The following is a 12,860-nucleotide window of genomic DNA, read 5'->3' as shown; positions in this document are numbered from 1 at the left end:
CAGATTCACACAGTGTTAGCTGGTGAGGCCGTCTACGTAGTCCTGGTTCGCTGCGATCCAGTCTGCAACGATGGGCTCGTAGTCGCTGCCCTCGTATTCGTTGTACATGACGTTCTCGAGCGAGTAGAGCAGCTCGGAGTCCATCTTGAAGTCAGAGATCCACGAAGTGATTTCTGGCATGTCGTCGCTCAAGGTGTCGCGTGCGAAGGAGTGAATTCCTTCGGCGTCTCCGAGAGTTCCCTCTGGGTCAGCAAGGTCCTTGATGGGGAATGCATCGTAGGCCCAGTGCGGACGCCAGAGTGTAACGGCAATGTTCTCGCCGTTGTCGAGCGCTGCCTGAAGTTCAGCAAGCATTGCTGGGGTCGACGAGGTTAGAAGTTCCATGCCGTCGAGACCATAGGTAGGCATGGTCTTGGTCATGACTGCCTCGGTGAGGCCGGCGCCAGGCTCGATACCGACGATGCGGTTTCCGAACGCGTCAGCGTTAGCTGCGAGCTCTTCGAGCGAGTCGATCGGTGCATCTTCGTTCACTGCAACGGTCAGTCCGGCTTCGGTGTTCCATGCGCCGAGGTCGGTGATGGTTGCGCCGTACTCTTCCATCAGGCTTGCGTGGGTGACTGGAAGCCATCCGTCAAGCGCGATGTCGTAGTCGCCAGTGCTGAGGCCCGAGAAGATGGGGGTAACGTCAGCGTATTCCAGCTCTACGTTGTAGCCCTTGTCTTCAAGGATTGCCTTCCAGAGGAACGAAACTGCTTCGCCCTCAGGCCATCCGTTGAATACGGCGATGGTGAGATCCTTGTTCTCAGGAGCGTCACCTGCCGCGGTGTCGTCTCCGCCTGCGGCGCAAGCCGACAGACCGAGGAGCGTTGCCGCTCCAATTGCAAATGCAGCACGTGTCTGCTTCTTCATTGTGTCGTCCTTTTCTGCCAACGCCGAAGCGTCGACGATGTTGACGTCGATGCACACAGGGTTTTCTGTGTGCGGGAAAACGAGCGCGGGTGAGCGCCCGAAAATTAGCGAACTGGAGGAGTCAGTTCTGCTGGCTCGGCTGTGGCGGGCGCAGAAGTTGCGCTCGTGCCGTCAGCCTCGACCGTGTCGGATGCGCTTGGCTTACCGCGGAAGCTGAAGGAGTCCAGGATGAAGCGGAAGTAGCCCTTGCCGGTGCCGAAGGATGCCGTGAGCCGGTCAAGGAAGATGGCCAGAAGCACTACGGAGAGTCCAGCTTCGAACCCGAGCGAAACATCCGCCCGGCTCAGGCTCTGGATAACGGGCTTACCGAGGCCACCAGCGCCAACCATCGAGGCAATAACGACCATCGAGAGCGAGAGCATGATCACCTGGTTGATACCGGCCATGATCGACGGGAGTGCCAGGGGAAGCTGAATCTGTCGCAGGATGCGGCTCGGTGACGAACCAAATGCCTGCCCAGCTTCAACAACCTCTTTATCGACGCCACGAATGCCCAGCTCAGTAAGACGTACGCCGGGGGCAAGGGCGAAGAGCACCGTTGCCACGATTCCGGGAACATCACCAATGCGGAAGAGGATCAGTGCGGGAATCAGGTAGACGAATGCTGGCATTGTCTGCAAGAAGTCGAGTACTGGCTTCACGATGGTGGAGACCGTTTGATACTTGGCCGCGAGAATTCCCAGCGGAACACTGATCAGAACTGCAATTGCTGCAGCTACCAAGACCAACGCGAGGGTATCCATAGCGTTTTCCCACTGATCCAAGCTGAGGATCAACAGGAAGCTGATTGTGGTGCCCAGTGAGAACGCCCAACCGCGCGCTACGAAAGCGATCACGGCAAAGATGATCAGCATTATCCAGAATGGCGGCGACGTGAACAGGAAGTTCATTCCGTCGGCAACCGAGGCAATCATGAACTTGATGACATCGAAGAAGACTCCGAAAGTCACGGTGATGTAGTCAATGCCATCTTCGACCCATTGGCCGAGGGGAAGTCTAAAGAAATCGTTCATCGGGTGACCTCCTTCTCGGTGGCGGTTTCGGTGGCGGTTTCAGGGGCGTCGACTTCAGGAGTAGCAAGAGCGTCAGAAATCAGCTCCGTCGAGACAGTCAACGACGGCTCCATCGAAGGAAATTCGCCAGTGTCTGTCGTGACATTGCCGAGTGCGGCGAGCAGTGTGACGCGCGGGACTGCCCCAATTAGGCGGCCACGCTCATCCACTACCGCGAGCGGCAGTGGACTCTCCACTGACGGAACGAAGAGTTCCGAGAGCGAGGTGTCTGCTTGGATAACGTTGAAGTCGTCGCTGATGATCGAGCTCAGGTCGGTTTCGCCGCGGCGGACCAACGTCATTGCCTCAGCATCGCGAACGATGCCCTTGAGCGTGCGATCGCGACTGATGACGAATGCGGTCGAGCTTTGCATGTCGCGCATCGTTTTCAAAGCTGCACGGGGTCCTGAGCCGGCGAATGCGGTGACGCGGGCTGGCTCCATGACGCTTGCTGCGGTGAGAACGCGTGAGCGGTCAACATCCTGAACGAACTGGGCAACATAGTCGTTGGCCGGGTCGGTGAGGATGTCTTCTGGAGTCCCGATCTGAACAATGCGACCGTCGCGCATCACGGCGATGCGGTCACCGAGGAACATTGCCTCGTTGAGATCGTGAGTGATGAAGATGATCGTCTTGCCGAGTTCCGTCTGAAGCTCGAGCAGCTGCTCTTGCATTTCGCGACGGATCAGGGGGTCGAGAGCGCTGAACGCCTCGTCCATCAAGAGCACATCAGTGTCAGCGGCGAGGGCGCGGGCAAGGCCTACGCGCTGCTGCATTCCACCAGAAAGCTCTGACGGCATCTTGTCGCCCCAACCCTTAAGGCCGACGAGGTCGATCGTCTTCTGGGCGCGAGCGAGACGTTCCGTGCGGGGAATGCCCTGAACTTCGAGCGCGTAGGCGGCGTTCTCAAGAACACTGCGGTGAGGGAACAGCGCGAAGTGCTGAAACACCATTGAGATGCGGCGACGGCGAACGTCGCGAAGTTTTGCGGCGGAAAGGCCTGAAATGACATCGTCGCCAACTGTTACTGACCCGGATGTGGTGTCCCACAGTCCGTTGAGCATGCGGATGAGCGTTGATTTGCCCGATCCGGAGAGGCCCATGACGACGAAAATCTCGCCCTTGTGAACATCGAAGCTTGCATCAATGACGGCAGCGGTGCCCAGCTCTGATATCTCGTCGCGAGTTGCTCCGTGCTGGAGTCGCTCGACTGCTTCGTTTGGGCGGCGGCCGAAAACCTTATAAAGGTTCTTGGCGCTGACTGCGATTTCCTCGGTCACGTTCTCCTGAATGCTCGGCACCATAAGGGCTCCGCTCTTCTCGATTACGGTCCGGGTTGCGGGCACCTCGCTACTCACGCTGCTCCCTGTCGAGCTGTGCGAGAAGGGGAATCATTGTCGGAACGATTCCAGTGCGAAACAACCGTACGAACGTCAACTCGGACTCCCGAGGTGGCGCGCGCGGCCTGATTCGTTGCGCCCCGTCCACAACGCCAAACAAGGGCGTACCGGGAACCGGGCCGTAATCAAACGTAACTCTTTTGCGGAATGCTCGCAGCTTCAGGTCCACCAGATTGGGGACATCCCGTGGCATTGGCCGACCTCGATCCGCGGCACAGTAGGCATCGGGGCCGGTCGACTTCGTTGTCTATTCGTTACATTGGCGACGCCGCCGTGAGGCGAGTCGCAACGAATAAGAGGGCTTAGCGCGGCGGGCGCACCATACCTTCTTGAGCAACACTGGCGACAAGGCGACCAGAACGATCGTAGATGCGGCCGAGCGAAAGCCCGCGCCCACCGATTGCATTCGGCGACTCCTGAACATAGAGGAGCCACTCATCCACTCGCGCCGCCCGGTGCCACCACATGGCATGGTCGAGGCTGGCAACCTTGATCCCCGGAGTAGCCCAGGCGAGCCCGTGTCGACGCATGATCGACTCGAGAATCGAATAGTCGCTCGCATAGGCCAGAGCTGCGCGATGAAGGTTCATATCGTCGGGCATCGGACCAACCGACTTCAACCAGACAGCCTGGTGAGCCACATGCCCGCCCTCAACTGAAATGAAGATCGGCGAAGGAACGTAACGCATATCGAATGGGCGCTCGGATGCCCAATACCGTGCGACCGGATGATCGAGCGACGCCAACGACTCTGCAGTCGTTGGCAACGACTCCGGGTCGGGGAGGTCGCTTGGCATATCAATCTGGTGATCGAGACCGTCGTCTTGGTCCTGGAACGATGCGATGGCCGAAAGAATTGGCACCCCATCTTGATAGGCCTGCGTACGTCGTGTTGAGAACGATCGACCATCGTGGATGCGGTCGACTGAAAAGGTGATCGGGAGGTTGATGTCTCCCGGACGCAAGAAATAGCCGTGCATCGAGTGCACGATTCGGTCCGCGGCGAGAGTGCGCTGAGCGGCAACAAGAGCCTGCGCAAGCACTTGACCTCCGAAGACTCGACCCTGCGGCATCCATTGGCTTGGACCCGTAAAAATGTCTTCGTTTGTTCGTGCGCCGGTGTCGGTCAGATCGAGGGCAGTTAGAAGCCCAGACATAGGGTCGCTCATGCCTGTAGTTTAGGAGACCTATGACTGGATCGTTTACTTTGGTGGATTCCCTGGCTCTGGGTGATCTGCATGTCTTTTTGGGTCGCGCTGCTCGTGTTGACGACGGCTCCGTTCGACTTATTGGTGGCGCAGGCGTGCTTGCCGTCTACGTTTCCGTGCTGCATCCCGCTGGCTTGCTTGACCACAGCCCAACCGTTCTTGGTTTGAGAACCTTCGCTTTGGCGTCGAAAGATACCTTCGACGCTGTTGTGCCCGTTCGCTCCCTTATCGGTCGCGTGGAAAGCGCGATAGACGAATCCGCCGACTCGTTTGGGGAACCCGTGACGGTGAGCCTGCCCATGAGCGTGAACACCGTCACGTGGGCTGCGATTACTCCGCCGCGTGGAGGATGGGTGGCAATCGATACGGTTGCGGGCGAGATCCTTGAGACTGCGGCCAAAGAGGGAATCGACGAAGTTGCGCAGGCCGTGCCCTCGGGCGTTGGCGAAGCGATCGTGCATAAAGTGCGCACAGAAGTATGGGGGCGTCCGCTGGACAACCCCGATTACCTGCCAGCGGGAGCAGGATTTGCTGCCGTAAGTTTGGGCTTCCTCGGCGACGACGATTCAGCGTCAGTCTACGAATCCGGTGCGTGGACGCGAATCACCACCAAACGGGGGCACGTACTCGTCAAGCGTCGGGCGTGGTCTGTCGCGCGCTAGCCCTCAGGTTCTCTAGACCCCGAGTCCGCTAACAAAGTTGAGCGATAGCAGTAGTGATCCGACTCCGGAAACGAACCAGACGCCCAACGATGCCCAAATGGGTGTGAGCCCCCAGCCCAGCTGACGCTTCACGACAACCGAACGCCCGATGCAGTAAATGAGTGGGCCCAGGAAGATGAATGCCGGATGAAATGGGCGGTCGATCCCGCGACGTTTCAGGCTTCGAACATCGCGAAAAGCTAAAACGATTGTGGCGATATAGGCCACCCACGTGCCGACGATCACCATGATGAATCCGGGATCTGAATAGACCAGAAGCGGATCGTAGGCGCTGAGAATCAGCGTCGTGGGGTCGATGAGGGCGAGGCCAATGAGCGGCAGGAACGGCAGCAATATGATCGTCCAGATTTGCCACGTGTACGGCGACACCTCGCTCGATGACGCAGCCGGCGCCTGAGCATACTGGGGTTGCGCATACTGCGGCTGCGCGACCGTAGCCGTGGACGTGGCAACGGGTTGCGACGCTTGGCCACCCGCAGGCACGTATTCTGACGGACCCCAGGCTGAGCCGTTCCACCACGCCTTGCCTCCACGACCCGACGGATCCGAATACCAGCCCGGTGCCGTTGGCTCCGCCGAAGAATTGCTCATGTTGGAATTCTAGCTGCAGCGGCGGCTCATTCTGTGGCTTAAAGCGCTGCGACACTCCGCCCAGCAGCACGACCGCTGAAGAGGCAACCGCCGAGGAAGGTGCCCTCAAGCGCGCGGTAGCCGTGCATCCCTCCACCGCCGAATCCGCTGGCCTCTCCTGCCGCCCACAAACCCGGCACCGTGGCTCCGTCAGCGCTGAGTGCTCGGCCCGCTAGATCGGTGTGGATGCCGCCCAAACTCTTGCGAGTCAGAATATTGAGCTTGACCGCAATGAGCGGCCCCGCTTTCGGATCAAGGATGCGGTGCGGCTTGGCCACACGGATGAGTTTGTCTCCCAGATAGTGGCGAGCTTGTCTGATCGCATTGACCTGCGAATCCTTCGAGAATGAGTTGGTGAGTTCGCGGTCGCGCGCCTCAATCTCGCGACGGACGTGCGGCAGATCGATCGCGACATCCGGGGTCAGATTTTGCATTCCGGTGAGTAATTCGTCGAGGGTGTCAGCAACAATGAAATCGGCGCCGTGCTTTTTGAAAGCCTCGACGGGAGCTGCGGCGCCCTTGCCGAGCCGTTGCTTCAGGAGTTCGCGCACGCTTTTGCCGGTCAGGTCGGGGTTTTGCTCGCTACCGGAGAGCGCAAATTCTTTCTCGATGATTGCCTGAGTGAGCACAAACCAAGAGTGGTCGTAACCAGTCGCGAGGATGTGTTCCAGCGTGCCGAGCGTGTCGAAACCGGGAAACAGGGGCGTCGGTAGGCGGTGCCCTGTCGCATCCAGCCACACACTCGACGGGCCAGGCAGAATGCGGATGCCGTACTTCGGCCACACCGGATCCCAGTTCTGAATTCCTTCGACATAGTGCCACATGCGGTCGCCGTTGATGAGGCGAGCGCCAGCGGACTCGGCGATGCCGAGCATCCGTCCGTCGACGTGAGCGGGAACACCGCTCAGCAGCTTCTTGGGGGCTGCCCCCATCCGCTTCGGCCACTGGGCGCGCACGAGATCGTGGTTGCCGCCGATGCCTCCGCTCGTCACGATCGTGGCGGGGGCGCGCAGCTCAAAGTCGCCAACGGTCGTTCGGTTGCTTGATGCACCGCGTGCTGCGTCGTCTGCAGCTAGCGTCGCACCGCGTACGCCAACAACGGCACCGTTCTCTCTGAGGAGTTCATCGACGCGGTGACGAAAATGCAGAGTCGCGAGACCATCAGCGACACCACGGCGCACGGCATCGATAAAGGGCTGAACCACGGCAGGGCCAGTTCCCCACGTCACGTGAAAACGCGGAACAGAATTGCCGTGCCCCAGCGCTGAGTAGCCGCCGCGCTCTGCCCAACCAACAACAGGGAAGAACCCCACACCGCGCTCGCGAAGCCATTCGCGTTTCTCGCCGGCAGCAAATTCTAGATAGGCCTCGGCCCAACGCCGGGGCCACTCGTCTTCTTCGCGATCGAAACCAGCCGTGCCGAACCAGTCTTGACGGGCAAGTTCGAGTGAGTCTGTGATGCCCATGCGTCGTTGTTCTGGAGAATCCACCAGAAACAGCCCGCCGAAAGACCACCACGCTTGGCCGCCAAGGCTGGCTTCTGGCTCTTGTTCGACGATGGCGACGTGTTTGCCTGCCACGATGAGTTCGGCGGCGGCGACAAGGCCCGAAAGGCCTGCTCCGACGACGATTGCGTCCAGTTCGCGCGACTGCATCATACGTGACTCCTTTGACACTGATGTGCTGACAGTATGTCGCGTCACCCACCAATTTGGTGGCAACTTTCGCGCGCCACCTTGTGAACCGCGCACGGTGTAGGTACGGTCAAATTAACTCCGAGCGACGAGGCTCGGGTCAACCTGTGATTTACCAATCACGGTTGTGAGGATCGCTTGCGCGTGGCTTACCGGCAGACGCAATGGCAGATCGGAGGAACGATGAGTATGACCGTGCCCGTGAAAGCCCAGAAATCTGAGGCTAAGAAGCAGAACCCTGAGTTCGTGCAGCTTCTCGATCCAGAGGGAAATCGGCTCAGCGATGATGTCTATGACCCTTGGGTGTCGGATGTCACCGGCGATCAGCTTGCCAGCCTCTATGAAGACCTCATCATTGTGCGTCGCATCGATACTGAAGCGACTGCCCTCCAACGTCAGGGCGAGCTTGGACTGTGGCCGCCGCTCTTTGGTCAGGAAGCCGCTCAAGTCGGTTCCGCTCGCACCCTGCGGCCCGATGACTTTGTGTTCTCCAGCTACCGCGAAAACGCCGTTGCATACTGCCGTGGAGTGAAGCTGCCCGATCTTGTTCGGGTGTGGCGCGGAACTGCGGCCTCGGGGTGGGATCCGTTCTCGGTGGGAATGGCAACGCCAGCCGTGATTATCGGCGCCCAGACGCTTCATGCCACTGGATACGCCGTCGGCTGCAAAAAAGATGGCGTCGATAGTGTTGCTGTGGCCTACTTCGGTGACGGTGCCACTAGCGAAGGGGATGTCAGCGAAGCAATGGTCTTTGCTGCCTCCTTCAAGGCTCCCGTGATTTTCTTCTGCCAAAACAACCAGTGGGCGATCTCCGAGCCAGTGGGGTTGCAAGCTCAGCGGCCGATTGCCGATCGGGCTCCGGGGTTCGGTATTCCGAGCATCCGTGTTGATGGCAACGATGTGTTGGCTGTCATGGCGGCAACTCGCAGCGCTCTCGACCGCGCGCGTAACGGTGGCGGCCCCACCTTCATCGAAGCGGTGACGTACCGCCGTGGACCGCACACAACCTCCGATGACCCGAGTCGTTATGTCGACCCAGTGGTCGCAAAAGAGTGGGAAGCTCGCGACCCCATTGCGCGCGTCGAAGCCTTTTTGCGCAGTGAAGGGGTACTGACGGACGAACTTGCCGCCTCCATCCAGGCGCGCGCCGATCAGGTCGCCGCCGAATTCCGGGCGGGATGTCTGGCGCTCGAGAACCCAGAACCGCTCAGCGTTTTCGACAACGTCTATGCGACAGAACACTCGGGTCTTGCGCGTCAAAAGAGCCAATACAAGGCGTACCTAGAGGGGTTTGAGAAATGACTGAACTAACTCTGGCGAAGGCGCTCGGCTCAGGTTTGCGCCGAGCCCTAACCGACGACGACAAGGTTGTATTGCTTGGCGAAGACATCGGTACTCTCGGTGGAGTCTTTCGAGTGACCGATGGTTTACAGCGCGATTTTGGTAATGATCGAGTGATGGATACGCCTCTCGCCGAAGCCGGGATTATCGGTATGGCGGTGGGGCTCGCATTCCGGGGCTACCGTCCGGTGTGCGAAATTCAGTTCGACGGCTTCATCTATCCAGGCTTTGACCAGATCGTCGCGCAGGTGGCGAAGCTGCACTACCGCACGGCCGGAAACGTGCGGATGCCGTTGACAATTCGTGTTCCCTACGGTGGAGGAATTGGCGCGGTCGAGCACCACTCAGAGTCGCCGGAGGCCTACTTTGCCCACACCGCTGGGCTGCGTGTTGTCACGTGTTCGACGCCGCAGGATGCTCACAGCATGCTGCGAGAGGCAATCGCGAGCGACGATCCTGTGCTGTTCTTCGAACCCAAGCGTCGCTACTGGACCAAGGGTGAGGTCGACGAAGATGCTGACGGCCTGCCGATGGGCAAAGCGCGTGTCGTGGTTGAGGGTACTGACGTGACTCTTGTTACCTATGGCCCGCTGGTTGCTACTGCTCTGGATGCCGCAGTTGCCGCCGCCGACGAGGGTATTTCTGTCGAGGTGGTTGATTTGCGTTCGCTGTCGCCGGTTGACTTTGACACCGTTTCGGCGAGCGTGCAGAAGACGGGGCGGCTCGTGATTACCCATGAAGCTTCGGAATCTGGCGGTCTCGGTGCCGAAATTGCGGCGACTCTGACTGATCGTTGTTTCTACTACCTTGAGTCGGCCCCGGTGCGCATCACGGGGTTTGACGTGCCGTATCCGCCAGCAAAGTTGGAGGATCACTTCTTGCCGGATCTTGACCGCATTCTTGATGGTGTCGATCGCGCTCTTGGTCGCGTCAATTCGCTCACCGGGTGGAGCGCATGATGGCCGTTAAGGAGTTTGCTCTGCCCGATCTGGGGGAGGGACTCACCGAGTCGGAGATCGTTGAGTGGCATGTCGCTGTCGGCGATATGGTCACGCTGAATCAGCCCATTGCTGAGGTGGAGACGGCGAAAGCAATTGTGTCGCTGCCGTCGCCAGTGGCGGGCAAGATCACGGCTCTTCATGCTGAGCCCGGGGCTACCGTCATGGTCGGGGCCAAGATCGTGACATTTGAGCTCGAAGGTGCTGCCGGGTCTGCTGATGCTGCGGCTTCGTCAGATGCTGTGCCTTCGTCGGATGCTGCAGAGCCGAACGATTCGGCTGAGTCAGAAAGCGCGTCCGCTTCCTCAGCCGCATCAGCCGCTCCGGAACGCAATTCGGTGCTAGTGGGTTACGGTCCGGCGGTGGAGAGTGGCAAACATCCCACTCGCAAGCGTCGTGCGCCTCAATCGGCAGAGCCTGCTCCCGCCGAGTCGACCGCAACCGAAGTTGAAGCCGGAACCGGACCCGCAGCAGGAACGGCAGCCGAAGGCGCAACCTCGACACCAGCCGCAAACGCTACTGCCAGCCCGGCCGAAGCGCGCACCAAGTCAACACCGCCGGTTCGTAAGCTCGCCCACGACCTAGGGGTTGACCTCACGACCGTGCAGGGCAGTGGACCAGACGGCGTTATTACCCGTGAGGACGTGTCGAAGGCGGCCGCTGCGGGAGGAGACACTGCTGCAGCCACCTCCTCAACAGCCAGCACAGCAACCACCGCAGCAACAGCGCCTCGAGCGCCTCGAGCAGGTGGTTCTGAGTCCCGCCAGCGCGAGCAACGCACCCCCATCAAGTCAGTGCGCAAAGCGACAGCGGCTGCCATGGTGGCGAGCGCCTTTACGGCACCCCATGTCACCGAGTTCTTGACGATTGATGTGACTCCGACGCTCGAACTCGTTGCGCGCTTGAAAGCGAAGGGGAGTGCGGCATCCGTTCTCTCCGTTGTTGCGAAAGCGCTGTGCATTGGCGTTGCACGCAACCCCTCGCTCAATTCGCGCTGGGATGCGGAAGCTAACGAAATTGTTGAGTTCGGCTATGTGAATCTGGGCATTGCGGTGGCAACACCGCGGGGGCTCATGGTTCCGAATCTGAAGGATGCTGATTCGCTTACATTGGCTGAGCTCACGGAAGCGATCGGCGTTATTGCTCGGGATGCTCGTGCCAGCAAGGCCACACCGGCATCGTTGAGCGGCGGAACAATCTCGATCACGAACGTTGGTGTGTTTGGTATTGACACCGGTACCCCCATCCTGAACCCGGGTGAAGCTGCAATTCTGGCGATCGGTGCTGTGCGCAAATTGCCGTGGGAATACCGTGGCGAGGTAGCGCTCCGCGATGTCATGACACTGAGTCTGTCGTTCGACCACCGACTTGTTGATGGCGAACAGGGCGCCCGCTTTCTCACCGATGTTGGGGCAATTCTGAGTGACCCAGGCACCGTATTGAGCATGGTGTGACACGAGGGGTGGCCGCGACAGGTGACAATGGTCTTATGACCGAGAATTTCGACCCTGCCGCGGCCACCACCACCTCGCGTAAATCGCGACGTCTGTTGTGGGGCATTCTTGCGCTCGCTGCTTTCGTGGTTGTCGTCGACCAGGTGAGCAAGTGGTGGGCTGTGGCAACTCTCGGCGACGGCACGACCATCCCCATCATTGGGGATCTGCTGTCGTTCCAGCTTGTCTACAACCCGGGAGCGGCCTTCTCCATTGGCGAAGAGTTCACGTGGGTTCTCACAATCATTGCGGCGCTCGCGGTCGCGGCGATCACTTGGTATGCGGCGCAAGTTGAGTCACGCGCGTGGGCCTTTGCTCTCGCCATGCTGTTGGGTGGGGCCATCACCCACCTCGGAGATCGTCTTTTTCGCGACCCCGGTTTTGCGCGCGGCCACGTTGTCGACTTCATCAACTACAACGGTTACTTCATCGGAAACATCGCCGATATTGCTCTCGTCGGTGGCGCCATCATGATCGTGGTCATTTCGCTCATGGGCATCGCATCGAAGCCTGAACCGGTGGCGATCGAGAGTGCGGATGCTGCGGCAACACCTCCGGCAGCAACACCCCCAACGGCACCATGACAGACCTCAGTCTGCGGATGCCCAACTCGCGGCTGAGGGCTGTGCTCAATCTCGGCACACGACGCACGCCGCCCATCACTCTGCCAACGGCGTTGGCCAAGCCGGAGCTCTTCGCGGACTGGGATGACGAAGGGCAACTGAGCGACCTCCACGTCGAGTACAAGACTGGTCAACTGCACCTCGAAACGACCAGTGCCGGTGTCAGCCACCACTTCCACACTCCGCACGGTGAGCACCGCCCCTCAAGCCCGTGGCGGGCCAACGACACCAACACGCTCCTGCAGTGGGCAACCCAACTAGCTACCGACTTTCATGCACTCTTGCCGACTGTGCTTGAGGACATCACTCAAGCGGCAGCCTGGCACGATGCCGGATTCGACCTCTACATTTGCGAAGTTGAGGAGCCGGTGCAACTTGAACTGCTCGAGATTGAAGTCGAGGGTGAGCTGCTGACGTTGCCGTGGCTCGGTGCGGGAACGGTGAGTCACGACCACATCGATGGCGAGAATCATCCGATCGCCCTCCTGTGGGGTGCAGGCGACTCTGAACCCGACCAGCCAATCGCCGAAGCATGGACTGATCCCCGCACTGGAGCGCCGCGAACCAAAGCCGTTCCGGGAGTCAACTGGGATGTTATCGGGCTGCCAGCGGTCGAAGTATTGCCGTGGCTGGAGGGAATCTACCTCAACCACCATGTCATTCCGGATGCCGAAGGAACGCTGCTCAATGCGGTTCTCCGACGCCTCGGCGGGCTCGATCGCCCCTAACG

Annotated in this window: 12 protein-coding genes; 6 read left to right on the top strand and 6 right to left on the bottom strand. The window is 59.8% G+C overall.

The annotated features are described in order from the left end of the window. Nucleotides 1-15 precede the first annotated feature (15 nt). The 4 genes from ACOH1Z_RS03015 to ACOH1Z_RS03000 form a co-directional block, all read right to left on the bottom strand. Nucleotides 16-909, bottom strand: a complete 894-nt coding sequence (locus tag ACOH1Z_RS03015; protein ID WP_449647003.1) for a glycine betaine ABC transporter substrate-binding protein — start codon at nucleotides 907-909, stop codon at nucleotides 16-18. 104 nt (nucleotides 910-1,013) lie between these two features. Continuing rightward, nucleotides 1,014-1,982 carry an ABC transporter permease gene (locus ACOH1Z_RS03010; protein WP_449647002.1) on the bottom strand — a complete coding sequence of 323 codons (969 nt, stop codon included), beginning with the start codon at nucleotides 1,980-1,982 and terminating at the stop codon, nucleotides 1,014-1,016. Then, nucleotides 1,979-3,325 carry a quaternary amine ABC transporter ATP-binding protein gene (locus ACOH1Z_RS03005; protein ID WP_449648185.1) on the bottom strand — a complete coding sequence of 449 codons (1,347 nt, stop codon included), beginning with the start codon at nucleotides 3,323-3,325 and terminating at the stop codon, nucleotides 1,979-1,981. The genes ACOH1Z_RS03010 and ACOH1Z_RS03005 overlap by 4 nt, the downstream gene beginning before the upstream one ends. 398 nt (nucleotides 3,326-3,723) lie before the next feature. Beyond that, on the bottom strand, nucleotides 3,724-4,578 hold the full coding sequence (locus ACOH1Z_RS03000; RefSeq protein WP_449648184.1) for an acyl-CoA thioesterase: 855 nt from the start codon (nucleotides 4,576-4,578) through the stop codon (nucleotides 3,724-3,726). 32 nt (nucleotides 4,579-4,610) lie between these two features. On the opposite strand from ACOH1Z_RS03000, the gene ACOH1Z_RS02995 reads away from it, so the two are divergent. After that, on the top strand, nucleotides 4,611-5,291 hold the full coding sequence (locus ACOH1Z_RS02995) for a DUF8185 domain-containing protein (RefSeq protein ID WP_449647001.1): 681 nt from the start codon (nucleotides 4,611-4,613) through the stop codon (nucleotides 5,289-5,291). Nucleotides 5,292-5,303: 12 nt separating this feature from the next. Here ACOH1Z_RS02995 and ACOH1Z_RS02990 read toward each other — a convergent pair whose 3' ends face one another. Both ACOH1Z_RS02990 and ACOH1Z_RS02985 read right to left on the bottom strand, forming a co-directional pair. Then, nucleotides 5,304-5,942 carry a hypothetical protein gene (locus ACOH1Z_RS02990; protein ID WP_449647000.1) on the bottom strand — a complete coding sequence of 213 codons (639 nt, stop codon included), beginning with the start codon at nucleotides 5,940-5,942 and terminating at the stop codon, nucleotides 5,304-5,306. A 38-nt stretch (nucleotides 5,943-5,980) separates the two neighbouring features. After that, a complete protein-coding gene (locus ACOH1Z_RS02985) occupies nucleotides 5,981-7,639 on the bottom strand; it encodes an FAD-binding dehydrogenase (protein WP_449646999.1) in 1,659 nt (552 codons plus the stop codon). Nucleotides 7,640-7,864: 225 nt separating this feature from the next. Between ACOH1Z_RS02985 and pdhA the strand changes: the two genes are divergently transcribed. The 5 genes from pdhA to ACOH1Z_RS02960 are packed head-to-tail and all read left to right on the top strand — an operon-like array spanning nucleotide 7,865 to nucleotide 12,858. After that, nucleotides 7,865-8,977 (top strand): pyruvate dehydrogenase (acetyl-transferring) E1 component subunit alpha, encoded by a 1,113-nt coding sequence (pdhA, locus tag ACOH1Z_RS02980; protein WP_449648183.1) that lies wholly within the window; start codon nucleotides 7,865-7,867, stop codon nucleotides 8,975-8,977. After that, nucleotides 8,974-9,975 carry an alpha-ketoacid dehydrogenase subunit beta gene (locus tag ACOH1Z_RS02975; RefSeq protein ID WP_449646998.1) on the top strand — a complete coding sequence of 334 codons (1,002 nt, stop codon included), beginning with the start codon at nucleotides 8,974-8,976 and terminating at the stop codon, nucleotides 9,973-9,975. Before pdhA ends, ACOH1Z_RS02975 begins: the two co-directional genes overlap by 4 nt. Beyond that, a complete protein-coding gene (locus ACOH1Z_RS02970; RefSeq protein WP_449648182.1) occupies nucleotides 9,975-11,468 on the top strand; it encodes a dihydrolipoamide acetyltransferase family protein in 1,494 nt (497 codons plus the stop codon). Before ACOH1Z_RS02975 ends, ACOH1Z_RS02970 begins: the two co-directional genes overlap by 1 nt. Nucleotides 11,469-11,503: 35 nt before the next feature. Further along, complete coding sequence (locus ACOH1Z_RS02965) at nucleotides 11,504-12,091, top strand: signal peptidase II (RefSeq protein WP_449646997.1); 588 nt, start codon at nucleotides 11,504-11,506, stop codon at nucleotides 12,089-12,091. Then, entirely contained in the window at nucleotides 12,088-12,858 is a 771-nt protein-coding gene (locus ACOH1Z_RS02960) for a hypothetical protein (RefSeq protein WP_449646996.1), read from the top strand. Before ACOH1Z_RS02965 ends, ACOH1Z_RS02960 begins: the two co-directional genes overlap by 4 nt. The last annotated feature ends 2 nt before the right edge of the window (nucleotides 12,859-12,860 follow it).

This window comes from Rhodoglobus sp., assembly GCF_053580035.1.
Note: the sequence above shows the minus strand (reverse complement) of the source record. Positions and strands in the feature narration are given on the sequence as shown.

Bases quoted from the DNA above. Each gene is read 5' to 3' on its own strand.
- ACOH1Z_RS02990 (WP_449647000.1), bottom strand. From the start codon at position 5,942: ATGAGCAATTCTTCGGCGGAGCCAACGGCACCGGGCTGGTATTCGGAT.
- ACOH1Z_RS03005 (WP_449648185.1), bottom strand. From the start codon at position 3,325: ATGGTGCCGAGCATTCAGGAGAACGTGACCGAGGAAATCGCAGTCAGC.
- ACOH1Z_RS02960 (WP_449646996.1), top strand. From the start codon at position 12,088: ATGACAGACCTCAGTCTGCGGATGCCCAACTCGCGGCTGAGGGCTGTG.
- ACOH1Z_RS02965 (WP_449646997.1), top strand. From the start codon at position 11,504: ATGACCGAGAATTTCGACCCTGCCGCGGCCACCACCACCTCGCGTAAA.
- ACOH1Z_RS03010 (WP_449647002.1), bottom strand. From the start codon at position 1,982: ATGAACGATTTCTTTAGACTTCCCCTCGGCCAATGGGTCGAAGATGGC.
- pdhA (WP_449648183.1), top strand. From the start codon at position 7,865: ATGACCGTGCCCGTGAAAGCCCAGAAATCTGAGGCTAAGAAGCAGAAC.
- ACOH1Z_RS02985 (WP_449646999.1), bottom strand. From the start codon at position 7,639: ATGATGCAGTCGCGCGAACTGGACGCAATCGTCGTCGGAGCAGGCCTT.
- ACOH1Z_RS03000 (WP_449648184.1), bottom strand. From the start codon at position 4,578: ATGTCTGGGCTTCTAACTGCCCTCGATCTGACCGACACCGGCGCACGA.
- ACOH1Z_RS02995 (WP_449647001.1), top strand. From the start codon at position 4,611: ATGACTGGATCGTTTACTTTGGTGGATTCCCTGGCTCTGGGTGATCTG.
- ACOH1Z_RS03015 (WP_449647003.1), bottom strand. From the start codon at position 909: ATGAAGAAGCAGACACGTGCTGCATTTGCAATTGGAGCGGCAACGCTC.
- ACOH1Z_RS02970 (WP_449648182.1), top strand. From the start codon at position 9,975: ATGGCCGTTAAGGAGTTTGCTCTGCCCGATCTGGGGGAGGGACTCACC.
- ACOH1Z_RS02975 (WP_449646998.1), top strand. From the start codon at position 8,974: ATGACTGAACTAACTCTGGCGAAGGCGCTCGGCTCAGGTTTGCGCCGA.